Origin of the sequence: Calothrix sp. NIES-2100, from assembly GCF_963875285.1 — a bacterium.
GTDB lineage: Bacteria > Cyanobacteriota > Cyanobacteriia > Cyanobacteriales > Nostocaceae > Aulosira.
In genome coordinates this window covers 9,376,395-9,401,656 of record NZ_CAWNLA010000001.1, presented here as the reverse complement: position 1 = coordinate 9,401,656, position 25,262 = coordinate 9,376,395, and the positions used below count along the sequence as shown (strand labels likewise).

21 protein-coding genes and 1 pseudogene are annotated in these 25,262 nt (G+C 41.1%); 9 read left to right on the top strand and 13 right to left on the bottom strand.

Annotated features, from left to right (window positions below; all coding sequences use genetic code 11):
• Positions 1-187 precede the first annotated feature (187 nt).
• On the bottom strand, positions 188-736 hold the full coding sequence (locus AACU32_RS38285; RefSeq protein ID WP_096607442.1) for a GAF domain-containing protein: 549 nt from the start codon (positions 734-736) through the stop codon (positions 188-190).
• Between the two features lie 234 nt (positions 737-970).
• Between AACU32_RS38285 and AACU32_RS38280 the strand changes: the two genes are divergently transcribed.
• Complete coding sequence (locus tag AACU32_RS38280; RefSeq protein WP_096607441.1) at positions 971-1,612, top strand: MOSC domain-containing protein; 642 nt, start codon at positions 971-973, stop codon at positions 1,610-1,612.
• Positions 1,613-1,664: 52 nt separating this feature from the next.
• Here AACU32_RS38280 and AACU32_RS38275 read toward each other — a convergent pair whose 3' ends face one another.
• Entirely contained in the window at positions 1,665-1,976 is a 312-nt protein-coding gene (locus AACU32_RS38275) for a hypothetical protein (protein WP_096607440.1), read from the bottom strand.
• Positions 1,977-2,425: 449 nt separating this feature from the next.
• Between AACU32_RS38275 and AACU32_RS38270 the strand changes: the two genes are divergently transcribed.
• Both AACU32_RS38270 and AACU32_RS38265 read left to right on the top strand, forming a co-directional pair.
• Complete coding sequence (locus AACU32_RS38270; RefSeq protein WP_096607439.1) at positions 2,426-2,881, top strand: hypothetical protein; 456 nt, start codon at positions 2,426-2,428, stop codon at positions 2,879-2,881.
• Positions 2,862-3,542, top strand: a complete 681-nt coding sequence (locus AACU32_RS38265) for a hypothetical protein (protein ID WP_096607438.1) — start codon at positions 2,862-2,864, stop codon at positions 3,540-3,542. Before AACU32_RS38270 ends, AACU32_RS38265 begins: the two co-directional genes overlap by 20 nt.
• 285 nt (positions 3,543-3,827) lie before the next feature.
• Here the strand turns inward: AACU32_RS38265 and AACU32_RS38260 are convergent, their stop codons facing one another.
• From AACU32_RS38260 to AACU32_RS38250, 3 genes are all read right to left on the bottom strand, one after another.
• The gene (locus tag AACU32_RS38260; RefSeq protein WP_096607437.1) at positions 3,828-5,564 is read right to left on the bottom strand and encodes a diflavin flavoprotein; all 1,737 of its coding nucleotides are present in this window, start codon (positions 5,562-5,564) and stop codon (positions 3,828-3,830) included.
• Positions 5,565-5,664: 100 nt separating this feature from the next.
• Positions 5,665-6,177 carry a phosphate-starvation-inducible PsiE family protein gene (locus AACU32_RS38255; RefSeq protein WP_096607436.1) on the bottom strand — a complete coding sequence of 171 codons (513 nt, stop codon included), beginning with the start codon at positions 6,175-6,177 and terminating at the stop codon, positions 5,665-5,667.
• Positions 6,178-6,308: 131 nt separating this feature from the next.
• Positions 6,309-8,039 carry a diflavin flavoprotein gene (locus AACU32_RS38250; protein WP_096607435.1) on the bottom strand — a complete coding sequence of 577 codons (1,731 nt, stop codon included), beginning with the start codon at positions 8,037-8,039 and terminating at the stop codon, positions 6,309-6,311.
• Between the two features lie 831 nt (positions 8,040-8,870).
• On the opposite strand from AACU32_RS38250, the gene AACU32_RS38245 reads away from it, so the two are divergent.
• Positions 8,871-11,663 carry a zinc-dependent metalloprotease gene (locus AACU32_RS38245; RefSeq protein ID WP_096607434.1) on the top strand — a complete coding sequence of 931 codons (2,793 nt, stop codon included), beginning with the start codon at positions 8,871-8,873 and terminating at the stop codon, positions 11,661-11,663.
• Positions 11,664-12,170: 507 nt separating this feature from the next.
• Here the strand turns inward: AACU32_RS38245 and AACU32_RS38240 are convergent.
• Entirely contained in the window at positions 12,171-13,487 is a 1,317-nt protein-coding gene (locus AACU32_RS38240; protein ID WP_339378611.1) for a DegT/DnrJ/EryC1/StrS family aminotransferase, read from the bottom strand.
• Between the two features lie 702 nt (positions 13,488-14,189).
• Here AACU32_RS38240 and AACU32_RS38235 point away from each other — a divergent pair.
• On the top strand, positions 14,190-14,585 hold the full coding sequence (locus AACU32_RS38235; RefSeq protein WP_096607432.1) for a nuclear transport factor 2 family protein: 396 nt from the start codon (positions 14,190-14,192) through the stop codon (positions 14,583-14,585).
• A gap of 395 nt (positions 14,586-14,980) precedes the next feature.
• Here the strand turns inward: AACU32_RS38235 and AACU32_RS38230 are convergent, their stop codons facing one another.
• Complete coding sequence (locus AACU32_RS38230; RefSeq protein WP_096607431.1) at positions 14,981-15,445, bottom strand: hypothetical protein; 465 nt, start codon at positions 15,443-15,445, stop codon at positions 14,981-14,983.
• A gap of 92 nt (positions 15,446-15,537) precedes the next feature.
• On the bottom strand, positions 15,538-15,963 hold the full coding sequence (locus AACU32_RS38225; protein WP_339378610.1) for a hypothetical protein: 426 nt from the start codon (positions 15,961-15,963) through the stop codon (positions 15,538-15,540).
• Positions 15,964-16,182: 219 nt separating this feature from the next.
• Between AACU32_RS38225 and AACU32_RS38220 the strand changes: the two genes are divergently transcribed.
• Positions 16,183-17,265, top strand: a complete 1,083-nt coding sequence (locus tag AACU32_RS38220; RefSeq protein ID WP_096607430.1) for a class I fructose-bisphosphate aldolase — start codon at positions 16,183-16,185, stop codon at positions 17,263-17,265.
• Between the two features lie 254 nt (positions 17,266-17,519).
• Here the strand turns inward: AACU32_RS38220 and AACU32_RS38215 are convergent, their stop codons facing one another.
• Positions 17,520-17,708, bottom strand: a complete 189-nt coding sequence (locus AACU32_RS38215; protein WP_096607429.1) for a hypothetical protein — start codon at positions 17,706-17,708, stop codon at positions 17,520-17,522.
• A gap of 264 nt (positions 17,709-17,972) precedes the next feature.
• On the opposite strand from AACU32_RS38215, the gene AACU32_RS38210 reads away from it, so the two are divergent.
• On the top strand, positions 17,973-18,773 hold the full coding sequence (locus AACU32_RS38210) for an RMD1 family protein (RefSeq protein WP_096607428.1): 801 nt from the start codon (positions 17,973-17,975) through the stop codon (positions 18,771-18,773).
• A 152-nt stretch (positions 18,774-18,925) separates the two neighbouring features.
• Here AACU32_RS38210 and AACU32_RS38205 read toward each other — a convergent pair whose 3' ends face one another.
• From AACU32_RS38205 to AACU32_RS38195, 3 genes are all read right to left on the bottom strand, one after another.
• Positions 18,926-20,536 carry an acyl--CoA ligase family protein gene (locus AACU32_RS38205; protein ID WP_096607427.1) on the bottom strand — a complete coding sequence of 537 codons (1,611 nt, stop codon included), beginning with the start codon at positions 20,534-20,536 and terminating at the stop codon, positions 18,926-18,928.
• A 129-nt stretch (positions 20,537-20,665) separates the two neighbouring features.
• On the bottom strand, positions 20,666-21,334 hold the full coding sequence (locus tag AACU32_RS38200; protein WP_096607426.1) for a ribonuclease T2 family protein: 669 nt from the start codon (positions 21,332-21,334) through the stop codon (positions 20,666-20,668).
• A gap of 131 nt (positions 21,335-21,465) precedes the next feature.
• Positions 21,466-22,974, bottom strand: a complete 1,509-nt coding sequence (locus tag AACU32_RS38195) for a UbiD family decarboxylase (RefSeq protein WP_096607425.1) — start codon at positions 22,972-22,974, stop codon at positions 21,466-21,468.
• Positions 22,975-23,121: 147 nt separating this feature from the next.
• Here AACU32_RS38195 and AACU32_RS38190 point away from each other — a divergent pair.
• Both AACU32_RS38190 and AACU32_RS38185 read left to right on the top strand, forming a co-directional pair.
• A pseudogene (locus AACU32_RS38190) lies at positions 23,122-23,613 on the top strand (papain fold toxin domain-containing protein).
• 22 nt (positions 23,614-23,635) lie between these two features.
• Positions 23,636-23,998, top strand: a complete 363-nt coding sequence (locus AACU32_RS38185; RefSeq protein WP_096607422.1) for a hypothetical protein — start codon at positions 23,636-23,638, stop codon at positions 23,996-23,998.
• Here AACU32_RS38185 and AACU32_RS38180 read toward each other — a convergent pair.
• Positions 23,952-25,238, bottom strand: a complete 1,287-nt coding sequence (locus AACU32_RS38180; RefSeq protein WP_096607421.1) for a sensor histidine kinase — start codon at positions 25,236-25,238, stop codon at positions 23,952-23,954. The two genes, AACU32_RS38185 and AACU32_RS38180, sit on opposite strands and share 47 nt — an antisense overlap.
• Positions 25,239-25,262: the final 24 nt, after the last annotated feature.

The window sequence follows — 25,262 nt, the reverse complement described above, 5'->3', positions numbered from 1 at the left end:
AGAATTGGCATTAGGAAACAGGTTACTGATTAGACTTTCCCTAACTCCAAGTTAGATTGCACTCACATGCAATAGAGCTAACATCTTTATTCTCTTTATTAAAATTTACGCACTACAAAAAAAGTTTACTTACAAGCTTAGTTTTACACTCTTTGGTCAGTAGGATTAAGTAGTTGTTTCTCCCAGATTATGTGTCAGATTGAGATTCAATAGCAGCTTTGACATAAGCAACTACCAAAGGTATGAGTTTAGTTTCCAGTTGAGTGACAAAAGCGCGATCGCGTTCTGACCAAACTCGCGGTCTGCCAAAGACAGCAGGTTGTAAAATTCCCCATAATTGATGATTTTGGCACAAATGAGCATGTATCAAAGCTCTATGTCCCATGTACTTATGCTCAAATTCTTTATTCACAACTTCTGGACTGGCGGTTTCTATATCTTCAACATAAACAGAAGGATCATTGCGGAGTGCAGCGGCAAATAACGGATCTTCTTGGGGTAAAGATTCTGGATCTAATCTCCAATTTAAGTCTGTAATATCTGGTATCTCTTGATTTCGCCGCCAGCAATAGGCGACTTTTGCTAACTTAGTTTGAGGATTTCGCAAATAGAGAAAACAGCGATCGCACTGCAATTCGTCGCCAATTATCGGCAAAATTTCCCGGAAAATAGCATCTGGCTCGGTGTTTTTATCTAGAATTTCTTGTACAATTTCTGGCAGAACTAGGTTAGTCATCAACAGGTAGATAATTTCCTTTGCTATTTTCTCAATGCTCTGCAATCGAAAACATCATCCTGCTGATACAGATAGCTAACTAGGCTGTTAACCTTTCTCTTTTTCCTCTACAAAACTTTACATAGTTCGGTTTAATCGCGCCTACTTGCTTTGTGCAGGTTTGATCAGTTAAGAAGCTGACACTATCTCAAAACTTACGTGTAGTGACTCAATATTTTTGCAGGAGGCTCAAAGATGCAACTTATCTCTGTCAATGTCGGACTTCCTCGTGAAGTATCTTGGAAAGGCAAAACTGTGACAACTGGTATCTTTAAGGAACCAATTTCCGAGCGAGTGATGCTCAGAACGCTTAACTTAGATGGTGATGGACAGGCCGATTTAACTGTGCATGGTGGTGTGGATAAAGCAGCCTATGCTTACCCTTGTGAACATTATGACTACTGGCGTAACGAACTGCCAGATGTGGCTCTATCTTGGGGAGCATTCGGGGAGAATTTTACAATAGTTGGATTGAAAGAGGATGGTATTAATATTGGCGATCGCTTCCGCATTGGCACAGCTGAAGTTATGGTTACACAACCACGTCTGCCCTGCTATAAACTAGGAATTAAATTTGGCCGAACTGATATTGTGAAACTATTTTTAGCAAGTCGTCTGACTGGCTTTTACTTTTCAGTAGTACAAGAAGGTGAAGTCGGTGCAGGCGATACACTGGAACTCGTTCATCAAGACGAAAATCAGATTACAGTTGCTGATATCACTCGGCTGTACCTCCACGAAACTAACGATTCAGAACAGCTGCACCGTGTTGTCAAACTTTCAGCATTACCAGCAAGCTGGCGAGATTATTTTATCGAGCGGATCAACAAACAATAGAAAGCACAAGAGATTTTTAGCTTGTTTACACAACTCTCTAAAGTTTAGCCTTTTAACCTACTTCCACTGTCTCCAGACTGCTTTCCATCCCAGAAACTATGAGGCTCATCGTTTGTAAAATTGCGGCGCGATCGCCTATTTGACACCGCGCAAACAAAATTTCTGCATCTAATTCCTCATGCTCTGCTATTGTTTCAAGAATATTTTCTTTAGCCTTGATGTTGTTATTGGCACAAGCAGCATAAAGTAAAATCCCTGCCATTGTGTACATATCTAACATCGGCTCATCAGTACCTTCGAGATGGACAATCTTGGGAAACTCAGAGAGTGGATGAACGAATTGGTCAAAGGTTAATTGAGTCATAATTGTAGTTGAGTCAAAAATCAGGCATTAAGGCAATCTGCTACGGTTGAGACGAAAGAATTAAACTTACCTTGGTTACTAGGCGAAATTCTTTGTGCAGTTAACCATACTCTAGTAACAGGATGCAACTGGAAATTAGCGTAGACAAATTCAAGAGATTACAATCTCATGTTGCATAATTTGTACAAGCATATATACTTAATAAATAAGGGACAAGCAACCCTTGGATTCCTAAATAAAGATGAGAAGCTAACTACTAGAAAAAGCAGCTAGCTTCCAGGTCGTCTACCGTTTCTTAGTCTTCAGCCGCTTACTGCTCCTTGTCACTATACTAAGCTTGTCATTTTTTTTTGTCAAGCTGTCATTTAAATGTGACAAAAACAAATGTCTTGCGTTTTGGACTTCCTGAGAGAAAATAGAGACAAGGATAAAATTCACAATTTCGGCATATGACTGATAGAAGGCGTTCTGATGATTACAAGCAAATTAGCGGCTATATCCCACTGGATTTAGCCCTAGAGTTCAAAAGCATTTGTGCCCGCTTAGGCATCTCCCAAAGCGACGCTTTAGAAGAGATGACTCAAGAGTGGATAGCCAAAAAAACAGATGCTCATGCTCTCAACGCCCAAAAAGCTACCCCAAAAACAATTGCTGATTTAGTCCGAATCAATATGGCAAAACTCAAGCGTTGTGGGGTGAAAAACTTGCCCGCCTTGGCAAAAGGCGAAGTACTACCAACACCAGGGGACTTTGCCATCATTACATCGGCTTTAGCCCTACCGGAGGAGGAAAGAAAAAAAATCTGGCAAGAAACTTTCAAAATTTCCGTGTATCAGGACTCTCAGGGTGTAAAAGTATATAAAGATTCTGGAGGTGTCAAAGAAGATGAGTGCGAGTATTCTTAAAATCCTCAACTTACCGGGGTGGAATTATAAAATGTCTCATGAAGGGGTTTCAATTTTTGCCCCAACAAAACGCGATGCCACGTATCTGGCGCAAAGCTACGGAGAAGAACTCAGCGAAACTGCATGTAAAATTAATGGCAAAGTGCGGATTAAATGGCGAGGCTGCAAACAACCGATTGAATTTTTCTCTTGGATGGCAAGTAAACAATTGCCTACAGCCTCGGAAACAGCCGAACGCATTTTGCAATATCAGGGTGCAGTTTTTTGCAGCCAGTTACACATCCCATCACAGTTGTTGTACAGGATGGTTGCGGCTGCGGAAAATGATCGTCCCGTAAGTATAGTCAGACAAGATACTCGCAAACAAATCATTGTGAATAAGCCAATGGCTGACATGTTACAGACACCGCCAGAAATTGCCACTCACAGGATTATGACCCAGTTTTGGCTACCTGAGGATTTAGCCGAACTGGAACAGAGATTGTACAACGATCGGCGGTTCACTTGGACTTATTCTGCTGGGCTAAATGAAAAAGCTTGGGCAATCCTGACAACCCAATTTGAGGCTTTTGAGGTTGAGGGGATTTGGTATAGACAGGGAATATGCTTATCAACTCCGCAACTTGTGCCAATTCCCTCAGGAGTATTTGAACCAGCTTAGATCAACAAATTAGCTGCTTTACGAACTCAACTAAAAGTTATCAGGTGCTTCCATTTTTTCGGATAAATAGCTGAATCGGGGATGGGGGAGACAAGGGGGGACAAGAGAGACAAGGGAGACAAGGGGGACACGGGAGACACGGGAAGGGGGACAAATGCCCAATACTTCGACTTCTGGTGCGTCCGCTACGCGCTAAGCGTTGGCGCAGCCTCTCCGACAGGAGAAGCTATGCCGCAGGCTTTACGCTCAGTACAAGTGCCCAATGCCCAATGCCCCATGCCCAACTTAATACTGAGTGCCAGATTTACGATGTTCGATGGCGGTGACACCGTCATGTTCTAATACTTCTCCCTTATCGATTACGGCATAAATCAAGTATCTGTCACCACATTCGAGTTGATTTTGTACCGTACATTCTAAATAAGCTAACGCCTCAGAGAGAATCAAGCAGCCATTATCGGCAGTTTGGGTGGGAAGATTAGCAAAAGGATTTTCGCCTAAAGTGCTGTGATTAGAAAAATAGCGGCGAACATTTCTGCCTTCCTTGAGGATGTTCAATACAAATTTGTCCCCAGGATGACGCATTAAATCGGCATTTTGTTCTTGAGCGATCGCAATCATAATCCCTGGCGGGTTAAAAGTTGCCTGGGATATCCAGGAAGTTAAGATACCTTTATGGTTGTCTTGATCGCGAGTGGTGACGACACACAAAGAACCAATAATTCTACCTACTGCTTGTTCGGTACGATCTACTTTGGCTTCTGTTACAACCTGACGGGAAGTCCGCAGTTTTTTCGTTTTCTTCAAGTTTTGGGCAAAGGTAGCGCCTGCATCTTGGCACTGCTGTATAGTATACGGCGTAGGGCTGAAGCGTACCCGAATTGTCTCAAAGCCTAAACGATAATTGGCATCTTTCAGCTTATTTTCCAGTAAATCAATAGCTTCGCCACTCCAACCGTAGGAACCAAACACCCCAGTTAGCTTAGTTTTAGCCGCAGATGAGAGGACTATTCCCAAAGCCGTTTGAACTTGAGTTGGTGCGTGTCCCCCTAAAGTGGGTGAACCAATAATAAATCCATCACAAGCTTCGACAATGCGGCTAATCTCTGCTGGTTGGGCTAGTTCACAGTTGATAGATTCAACATTAATACCATTTTCAATCAAACCTTGAGCGATCGCATTGGCGAGAATTGCTGTATTACCATAAGCCGAGGCATAAAGCAAAGCCACGCTTAACTCTTGAGACTTTTGCCCTTGACACCATTGGCGATAATCATAGGTAAAACGGCTAAGGCTGTAACGCACAACCGGGCCATGTGCTGGGGCGTAACATTTTGCACCCAAAACTGTTAATTTATCTAAAGCAACTTCAACTTGTTTAGATTGAGGAGCATGAAGACAGTCAAAATAGTATCTACGCTCCGGATCTAAAGCCTTCCAATCTTCATCAAATAAAGCATCTTCACAAATATGAGCGCCAAAGAACTTGTCAGTGTAGAGAATTTTGGTAGCCAAATCGTAGGTACAAAGCCCATCAGCCCAACGGGGAGTAGGGACGCTGATAAATGACAGTTGATGTCCTTGTCCTAAATCTAGGGTATCTTGCGATCGCACAGATTGAATACGTGATTCCCATTCAGGAAAGGCGGTTTTTAAAGCATTAGCCGCTGGGCGAGAACAGATTAAAGTTGCTTGAGGGGCTAAAGACAGCAACTCTTTTAAAGTGGCTCTACGGTTGGGGTTGACATGACCAAGCACAATATAATCTAAAGTTGTCAAATCTAGATGCTGTGCTAGTTGTGCCAAGAAAATTTCCGTAAAAGATTCACCGGGCGGATCAATTAAAACCTTTTTATCAGCTTGGATCAAATAAGAGTTGGCTGTAGTTCCTCGTTGACGAGAATACTCAACCTCAAATTTTAGCCGTTCCCAAGTACGCGATCGCAATATCAGCGTATTTACACCAATATCCGCAACCTGAACATCTCTATGGCGATTGGGTATTAAAGTAGCAGTAGACATAGTAACCTCTTTGTCAATGGTCAGTTGTCAGTTGTCATTCGTCATTTGTCATTTATTATTTCTCCGCGTCCCCGCGTCTCCATGTCTCCCCATCTTCTTCCTAACGTCCGTTGTTTTTCGCTAATTCTTCTTGATGGAGACGTTTATAGCGTTTAGATACTTCTTGTTCTGGATCAATTCCTTCAAAGGTAGGGGGTAACCAAACTCGCAAGAAAAGTAGGACTCCTAAAACTAGTAAAAATGCACAAGTTGCTAAAACTTGACTCGAAGTTATTTCTAGTACGCCTTTAACAATGACTTCTCGCAAGGCGGAAACGATAGAAACTTCCACAGCTACGCCAATAGATATTCGTTGTTCTTGGAGATAAATAATTAGGAGTCGAAATAACTCAACTAAAATGAGTAAAAAGAGGATATCGGCAGTTACAAGATGAAAATCTAGAGGCGGAAGCAACGAGAGAAACATATCTCTCACCTGAATCACCATGAAACTAAATAAACCGATACACAAAGAAATAACAATCAAGTCTTGGATAAATTCCAAGCTGCGAACGATACGCGCTCGATTGATTTGAAATATAGAGATTGGATTATTTTCAGCAGGCTGATACATATAGCACTCTCAATTAATTAGTGAAGTGGTAAGAAGTAGATCGGCGTTATGAAAAAGCAGAGAGGTTGGGGAAGGAGGGCAAAGGAGACAAGGAGGACAAGGGAGATAAATGCCCAATGCCCAATGCCCATTTAATAATGATTGCCAATTTTGCGATGATGAACGGCGGTTAATGCATTGATTTTGGCAACTCTTCCAGTTTGCACAGTGCTATAAATAATCCAATGATCTCCACAATCCATGCGGCTGGTAATTTCACATTCCATATAAGCTAAAGCGTCAGCTAATATGGGAGATTCATTAGTTGCAGGATAAGTTTTAACGCCAGCAAAGCGATCTGCACCAGGCGCAAAGCGCTTGAGGAAATGTTTCATTAATCCTTGATATTTGCCTTCTTCTAAAACATTTAAAACAAAGCGATCGCCTACATGCATCAAGGATTCTATGGCTCTGTCTTTAGAAACAGCAATTGCTACTCCTAAAGGATTGAGACTCGCTTGTGTGACCCAAGAAGCCAGCATTGCACTTTGAACTTCGCCTTTTTTGGCTGTAATAATATACAGTCCATTACTAATCCTACCTAGAGCTTTTTCTAAATCTGTATTGATGGATTTAATTTGTTTAATTGTGCGATCGCGGGTTAACCATTGACCTAAATCTGTCCCAGCTTCTTCACACAATTGTTCTATAGATTGGGTAGGATGTTCTTTGACTAAAATAGGCGCGAAACCTTCAGTTAATCCTAATTCTTGGAATTTGTTGCGTAAGGGATAAACTGGTTCATCTTCGCCTCCACCCGACTCTACTAAACCAATTGTTTGTTTCTGATGAACCGCTGCTAAAATAGTGCTGATAGCTGCTTGAGCCGTAACTGAATTTTGGGACGGCATACTAATAACTAAACCAGCAGCTTGTCCGACTAATTCCCTAACTTCTTGCGGTTCAGCACTATTAATATCTACTAATTCTACTGCTACACCTGTTTTTGTACAACCATGCGCTATTGTCCTGACTAATTGTTCACTATATCCATAATCTTCAGCATAAAACATTGCTACTAATGTCTCTGTTTTTGCTTGTTCTCGGCTCCAAGTTCCATACTTGCCCAACCATTCAGAAATATACTGTTTTAGTAAAGGGCCATGTCCTGTGGCAACTGTGCCGATTTCTAATTTTTCAATCCGCTTTAAAGCTGCTAAAACAGAACGTGCATTCGGCCCCATCAGACAGTCGTAGTAATATTTAAAATCTTCTTCTATGACATGAAAATTCTCATCATAGGTGTGATCATCACAGTAATGCATTCCAAATACATCACAGGTGTAGAGAATTTTAGTTTTATGGTCATAGGTCAAAATTGTGTCTGGCCAATGTAAATTAGGTGCAGAAACAAATTCTAATTCATGCCCATTACCTAAGGCTAAACGTTCTCCACTTTTCACCAATATTGATTTAAATGGCTGGTGAACCATATTTTCCAGAAATTGAATGGCTACCTTTGCACCAACTATGGTAATGTCAGGAGCCAGTTCTAAAATGTTTTTCACTAAGCCACTATGATCGGGTTCTGTGTGGCTAATAATTAAGTAGTCTATTTTGCTTGGCTCAATTAATCCAGTGATTAAGTCCAGATATAAACTTTCAAATTTGCGGTGAGAAGTATCAACTAAGGCAATTTTTTCACCTTGAATTAAAAAAGAGTTATAGGTTGTCCCATTCCGTAACCCAAATTCAATATCAAAACGTTCTCTATCCCAATCAAGACAACGAATTGCAGTAGTTTCGGCAGCGATTTGGGCAGTTTCAATGGTCAACAGTCCGGGAGTTGTATTAACTGGAGTTGCTTCTGTAAGTAATGCCATGTGTTTTTACCAACAATATATTTTCTATAGTTAAAGTTCTTATTCTTATATTGACTGCAAACTAGTCAATTAGTAAAATGCTAATTTCTAAATATAGCCATCAGAAAGATTTATTATTGTGGTATTTGAATAATCATTGAATTTACTCAATGGTTATCATTTAAGTTTTAAAGTGTGGTATTCAATACTACTCAGTTAAGCGTTTTGAAATTAAAATTGGTTTTGGGTAAAAGGTGAAAGGGTAAGGGTTAAAGGTTTTTTCTTTCCCTTTTCCCATTCCTCTTTTTCCCCTTAACCGAAAAGTATTGGTGTGGTATTTGAATAACCATTGAATTTAATCAATGTTTATCATTTAAGTTTTCAATTATTAGGAATAAATCTGCGTGTCGGTCGTTCGTCATTTGTCATTCCTCAAAGGGAACAGAGAACTCTTAACAGGAGAAAACTTTGAATTATTTGTCTTCCTTGTCTCCCTTGTCCCCCTTGTCCCTCTCTGCTTCCTCTACCTTTCTTTCCTGACGCGCCCAAATGTAGCTCTAAATACAATTTACGGGCGTTTTTTGGTATTAAATACAAGATATTACTTGAAAAAACCTATATCTTTAGTAGGAGAAGAAATCTATCTAAAGACATAAAAACTTGCCAGATAATCAATTTCATCTTATAAATGGATAATTTGGGTAATGACAAACAATTGTTTGTCTGACTGCGGTGGATTTATTGAGTGCGTAGGTTCAAATTTTTTGGGAAGTATTGGCAAGGCTGACTGAAGACGCATGAATCCACATTTTTTCCTCAAGACGAGAATCGCTTCAGCTGGAAAACTAAAGGATGAAATACTGGATCGGGAAATTAGTCATTTGTCTATTTTTTCTGTATAACTGGTTACTAGGAACTAATTACGCAGTCGCCAGCCAACTTGCAAATATTGATGTGCCGGAACTTCCTGGACTGACCGCATGGGAAAATATCGCCAGTGCTGACAATATTTTTGGCGAAAGTCGAAAGGAAGATTGGCGGCGATTTCGGGAGATAGTCAAAGTAACTGAGAAATTAGAGGGACTATTCACGGTTTATCGCCATCCAGAAGATGGAAGAATTTACTTAGAATTGACACCAGAACAGCTGAATAAAAATTACTTAGCTACAGTGACATTAGAATCGGGATTGGGGGAAAGTGGGATTTATAGCGGCTTACCCCTGTCTGATTTTCTTTTCTATTTCCGGCGAGTAAATAACAATTTGCATTTTGTAGTCCGGAATGTTAAATTTCGTACAGAACCAGGTGAACCAGAACAGCGATCGCTTGCTCGTTCTTTTAGCGATTCCGTTCTTTATGCCCTGGAAATAGACACTATTGATCCACGTAGTAAAAATATTCTGATTAACCTAGACAATCTGCTGATGCAGGATTTTCCAGGTTTAACTCCTTTATTAAAATACTCTTTGCAAGCTGATTATCGCTTAGACCCAAGTAAGTCTTATTTTGATGCTGTCAATAGCTTTCCCGAAAATCTAGAGATTGATTCCATTTACGGGTTTTCCTCATCAGAAGGTGCAAATTTAGTTACCTTACCCGATAGTCGGGCACTCTCGTTAAAAGTACACTACAGCTTTTCCCAACTGAGAGAAAATAACGGTTATATACCGAGAATTGCTGATGATAGAGTAGGATATTTTATTACAGCCTTCCAAGATTTCTCAGGCGATCGCACTCAAAAACCATTTGTACGTTACATCAATCGTTGGCATCTAGAACCAGCCGATCCTGATGCACCTTTATCGCCACCCAAGGAGCCGATTGTGTTTTGGATTGAAAACGCTGTGCCATTAGAGTACCGCGACGCGATTCGTGAAGGCGTGCTGATGTGGAACAAAGCCTTTGCTAAAGCGGGATTTAAAAATGCCATTGAAGTGCGACAAATGCCAGATGATGCTGATTGGCAGCCCGCAGATATGCGTTACAACACTATCCGCTGGTTCAATTCCCTAGATGCAGGTTTTGCCAAGGGGCCGATGCGCGTTAACCCATTCACCGGGGAAATATTGGATGCAGATATTATCGTCGATGCAGGTATGGTGCGTTCAATTCAGCAAGAATATCGCGCCTTGATGGATGCAAATGCGAGTAAAAACCCATGTGGAGATATTGGGGAACACTCAGTTCTCCTGTCGGAGACGCTACGCGAACGACTCCGCTCACTGAGCGAAGTCGAAGTGAGCGGAGGAGAAGTGAGACAGATCGGAGAGGGTAAGAATTCTCTGCTTCTACCTTCTTCGGAAATATGCTTTGGCAAGGATTCCTTAGATCAAGCAGCTATGGGGGCGCTGGCTTTATCGCTGTTGCAGAACAATACACCCAGTAGCGAAGCCATGAAGGAATATGTGCATCAATATTTGCGTTCTGTGATTGCCCATGAAGTTGGACATACGCTGGGTTTACGCCATAATTTTCATGGCAGCACCATGTTAGCGCCCCAGGAATTAAATAATACGGAAATTACCCAAACCAAAGGTTTAGCTGGTTCGGTGATGGATTATTTACCTGTAAACATCGCCCCACAGGGAGAACAGCAAGGTGACTATTTTCCGGGGGTTGTGGGGCCTTATGACGAATGGGCAATTGAATATGGTTATAAGAGAAGCCCGCAAGCTGCACTTGATTCTATGATGCCAGAAGCAGAAAAAAGCTTTTTAGAACAGATTGCTTTAGCGTCGCCGCAGCCAGAATTATCTTACGCTACGGATGAAGATATTTGGGATATCAATCCCCTAGCAAACCTCTGGGACATGAGCAGCGATGTTTTAGTATATTCCCAATGGCAAATGGATAATGCCCGCGTCATGTGGGAACGTCTGGATCAGCGTTATCTCCCGAAAGGAGAAAGCTATAGTAATTTGCGTGTTTTATTTAATCGCGTCCTGAGATACTATTTTCGCAACGCCACCTTAGTTTCTCAATATATTGGTGGGCAGTCTTTCCGACGTGTTCATGCTGGTGATGATACATCTTGGGCATTTGTACCAGTTTCTTTAGACAAACAACGTCAGGCATTGACAAAGCTACAAGAGTATGCTTTTGCTGAGGATGCTTTTAGTTTTTCACCACAATTATTAAATCAACTAGCACCGTCACGTTGGCAACACTGGGGGAATCCTGTACCTAACGATCGCCTAGATTATCCCATCCACGATCGCATTTTTCGCTTCCAAAGTCGGATATTGCGATCGCTCCTCAACAGCGATCGCCTAAATCGCTTACAAGATATAGAATTAAAAACACCGCCAGGAGAAGCACTTTCCATCCCCGAACTGTTTGATACCCTCCAAAAAGGTATCTGGACAGAAATTTTAACTCCCCAGAATCCAAAACCAATTTCTAGCATCCGCCGTTCCTTGCAACGGGAACATTTGAATATTTTGCTAGAAATGATGTTACAGCATACTGACGCAGCTGAAGATGGGCGAACCTTGGCTTGGTATGAATTGCGTCAACTGCAAACAGCGATTGACAGCCAAATCAAGCAATTTGGTGAAAACCTCGATATTTCCACGATAGCTCACTTGGAACTTTCGCGAGATCGCATCACCAAGGCGTTCAATGCACAGTTACTTTCTAATTAGTTTGGTCATTTGTCAATAGTCAACCGAAGGCTGAAATATTCATACTTCATACTTCAGTTGAATATTATAGCATTTCCTAATCATATGAAGTACATCATAGCCCCCTCCTCGCTTGCGGGGAGGGGGTTGGGGGTGGGGTGACTATACCTCACTTGACAGAGAAACGCTATATCAAGCTTTGTTGCAACTTGGTGTGAGCCAATGAAAATCTCGCTAACTTGAAGATAACTCTGTACTAAAATCAAGTCGGGGGAATTAATAGCTATGACAGGAATAATTTTAGTTTCGACTTTCTGCTTGCTTTGGCTGGTTGGCTTTTCACTTTTGGCAGAAGCTTGGTTTTTTGAAGAAGAAGAACAGTAATAAAGGCGCTAATTATTGCTTAATAAACTTTTCTCGTGAAAAGTTAGATCCCCGACTTCTTAAAGAAGTCGGGGATCTGGACAGCGTGAATTTTCCTAAATTATATAGGATTGCTATAGGCGGGATTTACCCGCCCCTACAAATTTATGTATTACTCATTGTTAATGTGGAAGTAAGTATATCTTTGGGTTTGCTAACTGATGATATCTGACGAAAATATTGGCGAATTACCTGAATGTTTTTCTCAATTTCTTGGCGAGGATAGCGAGGATAGGTAGGCAAATAAAATAGTTCTTGCTCAACTTTTTTAGAGTTGGGACAGTCACGATAAAATTCTTGATATCGGGGAGAATCAGCAGTGCTAGTAAAATGACCAGCCGCTATATCTCGATGATGAGTAAACATAAATCGTAGTAGATCATCGCGACGCGAATATTGCACTGGGAACCAAAGATAGGTATGAGAGCCATCAGTTCGCAAAGGAGGTAAAATTAATTCATCAATATCTTTCAACCCTTCGTAATAAAGCAGAGCATTATCAATCCTCTTCTTAATATCATGATTGATGTACTTCAGCCTTGATAAACCAAGGCGAGCCTGAAATGGTGTGTACAAGGACTTGTATACATCAGGTAGATGTTCTGCTGGTTGGCTTTCTTGGGGTTTTCTACGAACTTTTTCGTTCACAACTTCAATGTCTTTCAGGTAACTAAATCTAAGTAGGGGATAGGTAAATAGCTGAAAGATTACAGGGAAGGAAGCAATGTCTTGTATCAATCCTGATTTAACTTTCCGCTTAATACCAGGAAGCGGGGGATAGCTAAAACTTTCTAATTCAGCACGGATTTTTTCTACCAAATCTGTGCGGTTGGAAATTACTGCTCCTCCCAGCCAGGTAGTTAAATTTTTATGCATTTCAAAGCTGAAGACACCAACATCGCCAATTGTCCCGACAGCTTTTCCTTGTTCATACGCGCCAAAGGATTGAGCGCAATCTTCGATCATTGGGATGTGAAAGCGATCGCAAATTTTCTTAATTTGGTGAGCCTCAGCTGCAATTCCATGCAAATGAGTAATCAAAACGGCTCCCGTATTTGGGTTTATCAGACGTTCTACCTCAGTAGGAGAAATATTGCAGGTTTGGCGATCCACATCTGCAAAGACAGGACGCCCTCCCGCAAAAATCACCATATTGATCACATCCGCGATCGTGTAAGGAGACAAAATCACTTCTTGTCCTGGCTTGATTAAAGCTTTGACAGCAAGATATATCCCCATTCGACATTGATACACGCAAATTGCATGTTTAGTAGCAAACCGCTCACACAGCGCCTGTTCAAAAAGCTCAATATCTTTTCTATCTTGCTTTGATTGCCCTCCCAGAATATAACCTAAAAACAAGAAGTAACTGTTCAGATTTGTATATAAACGATTCTTAGGACTAGTCCCAAAATTCAGCATATTTTTTCCCTCTAAAACTTGATTATTCAAAACTAGGATATTCTTTCTATATCTTTGAGACATTGCATAAATGCGTTGATTGTATGAATTTTTCTTTGCATCTTTGCGACAGACATTTTGAAGACTGTTGCTAGAAATCGGTGAATCCTTTTAGCAGTCGCTACAACTGAGGAAACTTCCTTCCTTTTGGATGATCTAAAAGCGTCGCTGACAGCGACGCTATGCTGAAGGTTTGACGCTGCAAATATCGCCAGTCGCCTGCGGGAAAACCTCCCGCAACGTTGGTCTCGTCGCAATGCGCTGTCTCCTCAAATCGGGAAACCCGCTAACGCAACTATCCTCATCTTTGAGGGAGACACTCTTCCGTTGATTGAGCAACGGTAGCTTTGGTATTTGTAATACAAAGTGCTTATTAATTTGTCATAATTTTAATACACCGAACCGGAAAATATTGTAGTTTTCCCCGTTGTTTATGTATTTCTTCATGTTAAATTTATATTCAAACAGTAACATTATTTACTTATCACTCATAGTGAGAACTTTAGTTAAAAATCTCGGGGAATACAGGTGCTTAATAAACAGCAAAAATGCAGTTAGAGACAAGTGCGTTCGTCGTTCGTGTAGCGTTTCACAGAAAAAAAGTTGCCGTAAAACGCTTCGGGCATAGCTTCATACTAAATTTATATACACTAGGTTCAAAAGATGACACAATCTTCTGAAGATACGTTAAAAATTGCGCAGCAAGCCTTTGAGCATTTTCAGCATGGTCTAGCAACTGCTGAATGGCAAGGGTTTTTAAATATGCTGACAGAAGACTTTAAATTTTGGTTTCCCATAGGTAAATTTCACGGTTGGAATCAAGGAAAAGAAAAAGCTAGAGAGTTTTTTCACTATGTTTCTACCGCTTTTAATCAGGGTATAAAGCTGACTTCTTTAGACCGGATTACTAGTAACCAAACAACAGTTGTGTTTGAATTTCGGGATGAAGGACTGTTATTAGGACAACCTTACAAAAATCGGGTAGCTGTTTTTTTTGATGTGCGTGGAGACAAAATTTGCGCTTATCGAGAATATTTTGGTAGCGATGGCAAATCTTAATTAATTATGAAAATTCGTAATACCAGCAATTATAAAAAATCATAACACAGATACATCCGTAGGGGCGGGGTCTCCCCCATTGGTGTCAACTTAAGTTAAAACGCTTATCCCACAAGTCTTTCACCCCACCCCTTAATCCCCTCCCCGTAAACTCTGAGGGGACGTTTTGGCTTTAGACAAAACTGGGGTGGGGTAACGCGGATCTTGATGTTAAGCGATTTAATTCAAAATCAAGCTTTGGCAAGGGTTTCATGTTAAGTTGACACGTATGGGTCTCCCCGCCCTTTGCTTTGCGACAATTCGTATGTCAGGATATTAATAAATTCTTAATTACGAATTACGTTAGCGAAGCGGTAGCGAGGAACGAGCGTCATTACGAATTAGTAATTATTTTGTTAATTATTCTCCAGATTAGGTTGATTAATTTCTTTGCTTTTAGCCTCTGCGGCTTGATATGCATTCAAGTAATTTTTACCACCTAACATCACATCACCATAATATTCATAAGGTGCGTCGCCATAAATTGGTAGGGGGTCATCTTCGGGATAATCTTCTTTAGATTCTTCGATGATTGCTTTTAGTTGCTTGACAGTGAAGCTTTCTGCGGGAAAGTAGTAAAAATACTTGGTATTTTTTTGCAGATAGGGTAGGTTTGGATCAACAATAGACTCTTCTAATTCAACCCAAGCGTGTTCAATGGGTCGATACGGCTGACCAGGAAACACTAAAAATCCCTGGACATACTTTGCTTTCTCAGTCGCCAGTGCTGCTTTATAAGCATTATCAAAGGTTTTTTTGGCTTTGCTTTTGATGCGTTGAGAAATTTCAACCGAAAGCGCTTCATCCAATGGTTTATTCATCGATCGCAACGAGTCAAGCAGCTACTCCAACATCCTACCACTCACAGGGATTTGAGTTGCTACAGTTGCATAATTAAACCCTTGTTTACGGACTAATTTGTCTGTTTCGCGTACCCAGAATCAACTTCAGGGTTCCCGGAATTAACTTCAGGGTTGACGTTTCCGTGTTTCGCGTACCCAGAATCAACTTCAGGGTTCCCGGAATCAACTTCAGGGTTGACGTTTCCGTGTTTCGCGTACCCAGAATCAACTTCAGGGTTGACGTTTCCGTGTTTCGCGTACCCAGAATCAACTTCAGGGTTCCCGGAATCAGCTTCAGGGTTGACGTTTCCGTGTTTCGCGTAGTCTGTAGCAACTTCCGACTTCCCTGTAGGAATACCAATTGGAAAAAAGAATGCGACAGATGCGTAGGGTTTCCCCACCCTTTGCAACAATCCGGATGTCACAAGCGGTAATTGAATTGGATCAGGGGAATGTTGACTGTTGACTGTTGACTGTTGATGGTTGACTGTTGACAACTGACAAATTATTAATAATAATGTCGCTAAATATATACCTAAAGATATATTGTAAAAAAAACAATTTATTTATATTGTGAATAATTGCGATCGCTCCGAAGCAAAAGAAAAAACCTAGAATTAAACAGAGTTTAATTAGCGGCTAGGGTAATAAGTTATAAATAGTAAGAGTGTTATCTTAAAAGCAAGGTCATTTACTCAGTTTTTGAGGAAAAAACCATGACGGCAACGCTCTTAGCAGGTAGTTCTATCGAGTCTTTTTTAGGTAAAGAAGCAGAAGATCTGCTGACCTACAAAGCAAAAGTTTCTCAAGATTTACTACATTTACCGGGACCAGATTTTATTGATCGAGTTTGGTTAAACAGCGATCGCAATCCCCAAGTGTTGCGTAATCTCCAACAACTTTATTCTACTGGTCGTTTGGCAAATACGGGCTATCTCTCAATTCTGCCGGTAGACCAAGGTATTGAGCATTCAGCCGGAGCATCTTTTGCACCTAATCCGATTTATTTTGATCCAGAAAATATTGTGCGGTTAGCAATAGCTGGCGGTTGTAATGCTGTGGCGACAACTTTGGGTGTATTGGGCAGTGTTGCGCGCAAATATGCTCACAAAATCCCTTTTATCGTCAAATTAAATCACAACGAACTGTTGACTTTTCCCAATCAATTTGACCAAATATTATTTGCTGATGTCGAACAAGCTTGGAATTTGGGCGCAGCAGCAGTAGGTGCGACGATTTATTTTGGTTCAGAACAGTCTACCAGGCAAATTCAAGAAATCAGTCAAGCATTTAAATATGCCCATGAATTAGGCTTGGTAACTATTCTCTGGTGCTATCTGCGGAACAATGCTTTTAAACAAGATAAAGACTATCATGTTGCAGCTGATCTTACCGGACAAGCAAATCATTTGGGTGTCACAATAGAAGCCGACATTATTAAACAGAAGTTACCAGAAAATAATAATGGTTACGGTGGTGTAGCCAAAGCCACTGGTGAATCTTACGGTAAAACCAACGAGCGAATTTACACAGATTTGACAACCGACCACCCAATTGATTTAACTCGTTACCAAGTACTCAATTGTTACTGTGGACGTGCAGGATTAATTAATTCTGGTGGCGCTTCTGGTAAAAATGATTTTGCAGAAGCAGTGCGCACAGCGGTGATTAACAAACGCGCTGGTGGTACAGGATTAATTTCTGGGCGTAAGGCGTTTCAGCGTCCCTTTGAGGAAGGTGTGAAACTATTTCACGCTATTCAGGATGTTTATTTATCCCCAGAGGTGACGATAGCTTGAGGCTGAGAAATTAGAAGGAATATTTAGCTAAAAAGGTGGGCAATTTGTCCACCTTAATTTTATCAGGACTTACGCAACTGGCACATATATTCTGGTCAAGAGTCAATAGTCAATAGTCAATGGTCAAGATTTTTTGGACATTTGACTCTTGACCGGAGGCGGAGCGTCTCCGGCTCCGCTCTGGACGGTTTTGGCTGAAAAAATATGACACTTGCGTAAGTCCTATTTATGATTAAATCGCTCATAGCAGATGATTAACCACTCAACTTAATCACACCTTGACTTACCAAATTTTCCAGTTGAGAATTGTGTTCTATTTGTTCGCGGACTAACTTAATCTGCTCGTGGCTGACAACATGTAATCCCGGACGGATAACATATCCTTTGATGGTGACACTTTGTGGCTGTTGGCTGTCGCTGCGATTGTAAGTAATAGAAGGCATATTTGCACAAGGTAGTTGAGAACTAAGGCACAGGAGAATATTTCACTTTATTCCTACAGCTTTACACAGGTTTTTAAAGCAAGGGAATTTCTCAGACTTATCTGGTATACTTTTGAGCTAGCTATCAATTGGGTGCAATTCGTTGCATGGTAGTGGTGGACAGGTTTCTTGGTAAGCTGAGATTGTAGTGATCTGCAATAACGCCAGATCAATTGCGATCGCTACTTCCATAGGTTAACAGGCAGAACATAGCATAGGGCGACAATGCAAAAACTTCTTTTTCATGACAGAGGTAACTTTAGAGCGCAGGCCCTATTCCTTGGTAAGAAAATTAACCTACAATCATTGGAGAATTACGTTTGCTTGGCGACTATGCCAATTATGGTTACAGTCGGTGAGCATGGCTGTGCAGTACTGCTGGGCTATGGTGCAGTTGTCCTGTTTAACCTTGAGCCTGTAGAAAAGGTAGCTTTCTTAACTAAACTATCCTCTCAAGTTATTGACCCTTTTGCTAACCCGGAAACAGAAGAGGTAGAAATTCAGCTCAAACTTGCCGAAAGTGAGAGAGTGAAGGAAGGAAAAATTTTACTCCATGATTTTAGTATAGAACGCTTGCAGATCGTGGCTGATATTCTCGCTAAGAGTGTTGTGCTGTCTCATTATGAAACTAGCCTAGCTACTGTATTCGATCAAATTGAACCGTTTGCTGCTAGTCTCCAGAGTGAACACAGGAGTACACGCCAGAGTCGGGAATTACTGCGTCAACTCGGTACTACGTTGCTAGTTCAACATAAGATTGTGGGTAGAGTAGAGATTATCGATAAGCCAGAGTTGCTTTGGGAATCCCCACAGCTAGAAAATTTATATCTGCGCTTGGAAGATGAATACGAAATTCGTGAGCGTCACCATGCTTTGGAACGTAAACTAGAGCTAATTTCCCAAACTGCACAAACAGTGCTGGAGTTTATGCAGCATAGCAGTAGCCAACGAGTAGAGTGGTATGTAGTAATTCTCATTGTGGTGGAGATTCTGCTGTCACTGTACGACATCATTTTTAAACGCTAACGCACCACATCTACTACTGTTGACTGTTGACTGTTGTACGGGCGGGTTTGTACGGGCGGGTTTAACCGACATATCTGTTTTCTTTGTAAAGATCTCACAGAACCCGCCCCTACAGACTGTTGACTGTTGACTGTTGACTGTTGACTTCTGCACTAGCCACCATAAATTCTCTTTTCAAAACCTACCCATTCTTTCTCGCGTAACAGATATTTTTGAATTTTACCTGTACTAGTTTTGGGCAGAATAGTAAATTCAATCGTAGTAGGACATTTAAAAGCAGCAATTTGCTGGCGACAAAATTGAATTAATTCTTGTTCTGTAACTTCTACGCCCTCTTTCAAGGTAACAAACGCCTTGGGTACTTCACCGCGTTTGGGATGAGGTATGGCAATAACAGCACACTCTAACACGGCTTCATGGCGATAAAGGCATTGTTCAACTTCAATACTAGAGACATTTTCGCCGCTAGTAATGATGATATCTTTCATGCGATCGCGGATTTCAATATAACCATCAGGATGCATCACTGCTAAGTCGCCACTATGAAACCATCCGCCCCTAAATGCCCTTGCGGTCGCTTCTGAGTCGTTATAATAGCCTGTCATCACCATATTTCCTTGCATCAGCACCTCACCCATTGTTTGTCCATCAGCGGGGACATCATTCATATTTTGATCGACAACTCGTAACCCATCTCCTCCAATATAAGGTACGCCTTGACGCGCCAGAAGTTTTGCTTTTTCGGTAATATTTAAATCGTCCCAATTCGATTGATATTCGCCCACTGTATAAGGGCCATAAACTTCCGTCAAACCATAAACGTGAATAATTTTTGCACCTATTTCGCTAATTTTGCCAATCAATGTTGGTGAAGGTGGTGCGCCTGCTGTGGTGATGGTGAGAGGTTTTTCTAAAAATGCCGGACAGTCGCGATTATTTACAAGAGAAATTAAAATTACAGGTGCAGCATTTAAATGTGTAACTCCTTCTTGTTGAATTAATTGCCAAACATGGCTAGGGTTAAATTTACGCAAACAAATATGAGTCCCACCGATAGCAGTTACCGCCCAAGTAAAACACCATCCGTTGCAGTGAAACATCGGCAAAGTCCAAAGATAAACTGAATCAGCAGTTAATGTTGTCTCTATTATTTCTCCTAAAGAATTAATATATGCGCCTCGATGGGAATACATTACACCCTTGGGTTTCCCAGAAGTTCCACTAGTATAATTAATTGAAATTGTCTCCATTTCATCAGTAATTACCCAAGGTAAAAGAGTAGGATTCCCAGTTTGGAGAAATGCTTCATAATCTTCCCCATTTAAAGGTGCAAATTCTGGTATATCGCTGATATTTATAATATGTTTGACAGTCTCTAAAGTATTTTTAATCGGTCGAATGATATTTGCTAATTCTGTATCAACAAACAAAAATTTAGCACCACAATCATTTAATATATAAGCAACTTCTTGGGAAGTTAATCGAGTATTAATAGATACTAAAACACCCCCAGCCAAAGGTACTGCAAAATGGGCTTCTAGCATGGGGGGAGTATTGAAACAAAAAAAGGCGACGCGATCGCCTTTTTCCAGTCCAGCATCACGCAATGCTGAGGCTAAACAATTGATCCGTGCTGCATATTCGCCGTAAGTGAAGCGTTTTTGATTATATATAATCGCGACTTTATGGCTATATACTTTAGCATTGCGTTGAATAAAAGTTAACGGTGTGAGGATGCTGCGATAAACGACTTCAGGGTTCATAGCTGATGCTAATAGTGAAGATTCACAAGCAGCATATCATTAGTCAAGAGTCATTGATGGGGGACAAGGAAGAAAAATGACAAATGACAAATGACAAATGACAAATGACAAATGACTAATGACTAATGACTATCTCACATTTCTTACTAAAAAATCTGACTGTCCACAGCTTGTTCGAGACATGTTAAGAATTTCCTCACTACAAATACCTGGTTTACCGTCTTTAGAATAGCAAAAGAAAACTTCTTGCAAAAATCTTCCTGAGCCAGAACAATAAGGAGCTATGCTATTACTATTTAATTCGGGATTAGCATTAACAAAGGTATTTTGGAGTCCTTGAATTGTTGTGCGGAAAGGTTTGCTAGGACGATTATAAGCTGTAGGAATAGCAACAGAATTTTTTAATTGTTTAGATAATGCCAAATATTGTTGAGGAGTTTTACCAGAACAAGTACCATGTTTTTCCCATTCATGGCCATAAAGCTGATCGCTAGGGAATAAACCCGGAAACTGCTGTTTGACTTTTAGTGGTAATTTTTCAGTAGAACAATTAGCCGGATAACCTTTTTGATACTGAGGCCAAAGCCCATGTAATACAAAACCGAGTTTCTTACCAGCTTTGCATTGCTGTGGATCGCGATCGCCATTTTTGGCACAATAATCTGGTGACCAGGATAAAGTCAGTACGTAAAAATCAAACTGGCCAGTAGTTCCCCGATTTTGGGCGCTAACGGCGTTAGGGATCGCAAAGCTGGTAATTACTAGGGAAGATGCTACCAGAATGTTCTTGAACTGCATATTCGTAGTCAGTGTTAAGTGTAGTTAAAGTTACGCCTTCTACCTTAACCTATGTCTATAAAACTTCTAGCCCACCTTCGTGGGCTTTGTTGATTTAGCCCCAGGCTTCTAGCCTGTGGGCGTTTTTGCGTTTACTTCATATCGTAGCCAAACAAATTCGGGTCAACTTCACCTAGTTGCAAATCTGCTAACCCATACTCAGCCCAACGTCTATCAACCATCGCCGCTACATCTGGATCTGATTCCAGTGGCGCGCCCCATTCATGGTCTGTTTCTGGGGGAATTTTGGTGGTAGCATCAATTCCCATGCGTCCACCTAAACCAATTTTCTCGCTGGCAAAATCTAAAGTATCAAAGGGTGTATTCGGTAAAATAAACACATCCCTGGTGGGGTCAACTTTAGAACTAATCGCCCAGACAACTTGGCGGGGATCACGAATATTGATATCTTTATCAACCACAATCACAAACTTGGTGTAAGTAAATTGTGGCAAAGCACTCCAAAACGCCAAAGCTGCCCGTCGTGCCTGTCCGGGATATGCTTTATCAATGGAAATAATCGCCGCTTTGTAACTCAAAGCTTCCATTGGTAAGAAGAAATCGACAATTTCTGAGACTTGTTGTCGCAGAATAGGGGTGTAAATCCGATTAAGTGCGATCGCCATCATCGCTTCTTCTTTGGGTGGACGACCGCTAAATGTTGTTAAGTAAATCGGATCTTTGCGGTGTGTCATACATTGAAAGCGAATTAATGGCGAATCTTCCACACCGCCGTAATAACCCATGTGGTCACCAAAGGGGCCATCGGGTAAAACTTCCCCTGGTGTAATTGTCCCTTCTAAAACAAATTCTGAATCCGCAGGAACTTCCAAATCTACAGTCTTACACTTAGCCAACTGCACCCCAGAACCGCCATATAGCCCAGCAAACAGCCATTCTGATAAATCTACAGGTATGGGTGTCGCAGCTGCCATAATAATTAAAGGATCTACACCAAGAGCGATCGCAATTTCTAATTTCTTTCCCCGTTCTGCGGCTTTGCGTAAATGTCTCGCCCCACCCCGTACCGATAACCAATGTACGGTCATCGTATTTTTTGATTGCAGTTGCAAGCGATACACACCTACGTTTGGCGTACCTGTCTCACAATCCTTGGTAATTACTAGCCCTAGGGTGATAATCTTTCCTGCATCCCCTATATAAGGACGTATCAAAGGTAACTTATTTAAATCTAACTCTTCCCCTTGAATTACCACCTGCTGACAAGCGGGGAAAAAGTCTCGTCCTGGTTTAGCTTTCAGGACATCAAACAGCACCTTACCAAAATCTATCGCTTGGGAAATCTTCTTCGGCGGCTTTGGTTGTTGCAGCATACTCAGCTTTTTCCCCAGAGTTTCCAATTCCTCTGGCCGCTGCATATTCATCGCCCAGCAGATCCTTTCCACAGTTCCCATCAAATTCACCGCCACCGGGAAGGATGCGCCTTTGACATTTTCAAACAATAACCCCGGCCCACCTTGTTGCAGCATCCGGTTAGAAATCTCCGCAATCTCTAACTCTGGGTCAACTAAAGCAGAAATTCGCTGTAATTGTCCCCTTTCTTCCAGAAGTTTGATAAATCCCCGCAAATCTCTCGCCATTGTTTTAGTAAAGCTGAATAATTAAGAACTGTGAAGCGTTCTCTTATATTATTAGCTATTCTTTGCCCTTTCACACCGAAGAAGATGCATAAGCGTCTTACGCTTAATTAAAGTAAACGAATTAATATATAAGGTCAGGGTAGGTGGGTGAGTGCGTTATCTGATGAGGAAATATACCAGGAAGTCGGTAAAATAGTAGCAAATTTTGAGCTATATCAATGTTATGAATGTGCTTGTGCTGTAATGCATTGGTTAAAACAAAATGAGATTAAAGGACGGATTAAGTAAGTCGGTGGAAAAAAACCAAACTATGTTACGAAACGTAAATTGGCTTGAAACCCTTACCAATGACAAATGACAAATGACAAATGACAGTCCTCGCCAGTTATGTTTAATTGCACCGCCCTACTTATTAAAATTCAAACAGCTTTCGGTGAGGATTATATAATTAGTAAACGTCTAGAATCACAGGGAATAAACGATTCGATTACTTTAAATGGAACTCATTACGGTATGGAGGTGAAAGATAGAGTATTTGATAACCTATCAATACAAGGATTAAGTGTTAGGGATTGGCTAAATGATTTTGAATGTCCAAGCGGAGAATTTTTGATTGATTATTTAGATGAAATTGCATAAATAATCGTTGCAGGTTTTAGAGATGAGTAAATTATTTGAGATTTTGCAAAAAATCCAAACCAAACCAGGTATGTATCTGGGACAAGCTTCGGTCAGCGATTTGTTCCATTTCCTAGTAGATTTCAAAACAGCTTTGAGAGAATTGGGAATTGCAGCTACAAAGGAAGAAATGGATTTTTATCGAGAGTTTCAGCCTTGGTTACAAAAGAAATATCACCTGTCAACCTCGAATTATTGGGCAAAAATAATTATGCTCAATTGCGCGAATGAGCAAGAAGGTTTTAATACTTTCTACAAGTTATTAGATGAATTTCAAAATCGCAATAAAAATAATGACCCTAACCAATCTGACACATTACTCGTTGTACTGGAATCTCAACTATAAACTCGGTTCCTTGCCCAGGAGTGGAATAACAATAAATCTTGCCGTTGTGTTTCTGAGTGATAATTTGATAGCTGATAGATAATCCTAGCCCAGTACCTTTACCAATGGGTTTGGTGGTAAAGAAGGGATCGAAGAGTTGAGAACGGATTTCTTCGCTGATACCGATACCGTTATCAGCGATCGCGATCGTTATCCAGTTATTATTGGTAACGCAGGTACGAATAGTAATTTTAGGTGTGCTGTTAACCCTTGACTCTTCCAATGCATCAATAGCATTACTGAGAAGATTCATTACCACCTGATTGATTTGGCTAGGATAACATTCCACCATTGGCAGTTTTCCATAGTCTTTGATGACTTGAATTGTGGGATGTTCAGGGCTGGCTTTGAGGCGGTGTTGCAAAATTAGCAGAGTGCTGTCGATACCTGCGTGAATATCCGCAGGTTTGAGTTCGCTTTCGTCTAGGCGTGAAAAGTTTCGCAGAGACAGCACGAGTTGGCGGATGCGATCGCTCCCCAGTTTGAGAGAATTAAGCAACTTGGGTAAGTCTTCCGCCACATACTCCACATCCACCTCTTCCATCCAAGCTTGAATTTTCGGATGGGGTTGAGGATGACATTCCTGGTATAAAGAGACAAAGGTAATCAAATCCTGAATATGTTCTTCGGCAGGTTTCAAGTTGCCATAGATAAAATTGACGGGATTATTAATTTCGTGGGCTAGACCTGCGACCAGTTGACCGAGGGAAGACATTTTTTCACTCTGCACCAAATGCATCTGTGTCTGTTTTAAGTTGTCTAGCGCCTGCGAGAGTTCGCTGGTGCGTTGTTCCAGAACCTTTTGGGAATTGTGCAGTTGCAGGTGTACTCGAATTCGTGCTAATGCTTCTTCATGTTGGATGGGCTTTGTAATATAATCCACTGCACCCAGACTCAACCCTTTGACCTTATCCACTGTATCAGAAAGAGCGGTCATAAAAATCACAGGAATTTCGCGGGTGGCTGATTCAGCTTTGAGTCGCTGACAGGTTTCAAACCCATCAATTCCTGGCATCATTACATCTAGTAAAATGATATCAGGCTGATAAGATTGTAAGCGTTGTAGGGCTGCTTCCCCACTTTTGGCGATCGCCACTCGGTAGCCAATTTCGCTTAATATATCAAACAAAACTTGAATATTGGTGGGGTTATCATCCACTACTAAAATAGTTCCGGTGCGAGCATTAGTTTCAACGATCATGGATGAACTCCTTATCAAAATTAA

What these genes read in the sequence shown, in the direction of transcription:
- AACU32_RS38270 (WP_096607439.1), top strand. Translation starts at nt 2,426, where the DNA reads ATGACTGATAGAAGGCGTTCTGATGATTACAAGCAAATTAGCGGCTAT.
- AACU32_RS38205 (WP_096607427.1), bottom strand. Translation starts at nt 20,536, where the DNA reads ATGAACCCTGAAGTCGTTTATCGCAGCATCCTCACACCGTTAACTTTT.
- AACU32_RS38285 (WP_096607442.1), bottom strand. Translation starts at nt 736, where the DNA reads ATGACTAACCTAGTTCTGCCAGAAATTGTACAAGAAATTCTAGATAAA.
- AACU32_RS38220 (WP_096607430.1), top strand. Translation starts at nt 16,183, where the DNA reads ATGACGGCAACGCTCTTAGCAGGTAGTTCTATCGAGTCTTTTTTAGGT.
- AACU32_RS38230 (WP_096607431.1), bottom strand. Translation starts at nt 15,445, where the DNA reads ATGAATAAACCATTGGATGAAGCGCTTTCGGTTGAAATTTCTCAACGC.
- AACU32_RS38280 (WP_096607441.1), top strand. Translation starts at nt 971, where the DNA reads ATGCAACTTATCTCTGTCAATGTCGGACTTCCTCGTGAAGTATCTTGG.
- AACU32_RS38180 (WP_096607421.1), bottom strand. Translation starts at nt 25,238, where the DNA reads ATGATCGTTGAAACTAATGCTCGCACCGGAACTATTTTAGTAGTGGAT.
- AACU32_RS38255 (WP_096607436.1), bottom strand. Translation starts at nt 6,177, where the DNA reads ATGTATCAGCCTGCTGAAAATAATCCAATCTCTATATTTCAAATCAAT.
- AACU32_RS38210 (WP_096607428.1), top strand. Translation starts at nt 17,973, where the DNA reads ATGCAAAAACTTCTTTTTCATGACAGAGGTAACTTTAGAGCGCAGGCC.
- AACU32_RS38245 (WP_096607434.1), top strand. Translation starts at nt 8,871, where the DNA reads ATGAAATACTGGATCGGGAAATTAGTCATTTGTCTATTTTTTCTGTAT.
- AACU32_RS38235 (WP_096607432.1), top strand. Translation starts at nt 14,190, where the DNA reads ATGACACAATCTTCTGAAGATACGTTAAAAATTGCGCAGCAAGCCTTT.
- AACU32_RS38185 (WP_096607422.1), top strand. Translation starts at nt 23,636, where the DNA reads ATGAGTAAATTATTTGAGATTTTGCAAAAAATCCAAACCAAACCAGGT.
- AACU32_RS38265 (WP_096607438.1), top strand. Translation starts at nt 2,862, where the DNA reads ATGAGTGCGAGTATTCTTAAAATCCTCAACTTACCGGGGTGGAATTAT.
- AACU32_RS38200 (WP_096607426.1), bottom strand. Translation starts at nt 21,334, where the DNA reads ATGCAGTTCAAGAACATTCTGGTAGCATCTTCCCTAGTAATTACCAGC.
- AACU32_RS38240 (WP_339378611.1), bottom strand. Translation starts at nt 13,487, where the DNA reads ATGCTGAATTTTGGGACTAGTCCTAAGAATCGTTTATATACAAATCTG.
- AACU32_RS38275 (WP_096607440.1), bottom strand. Translation starts at nt 1,976, where the DNA reads ATGACTCAATTAACCTTTGACCAATTCGTTCATCCACTCTCTGAGTTT.
- AACU32_RS38250 (WP_096607435.1), bottom strand. Translation starts at nt 8,039, where the DNA reads ATGGCATTACTTACAGAAGCAACTCCAGTTAATACAACTCCCGGACTG.
- AACU32_RS38260 (WP_096607437.1), bottom strand. Translation starts at nt 5,564, where the DNA reads ATGTCTACTGCTACTTTAATACCCAATCGCCATAGAGATGTTCAGGTT.
- AACU32_RS38195 (WP_096607425.1), bottom strand. Translation starts at nt 22,974, where the DNA reads ATGGCGAGAGATTTGCGGGGATTTATCAAACTTCTGGAAGAAAGGGGA.
- AACU32_RS38215 (WP_096607429.1), bottom strand. Translation starts at nt 17,708, where the DNA reads ATGCCTTCTATTACTTACAATCGCAGCGACAGCCAACAGCCACAAAGT.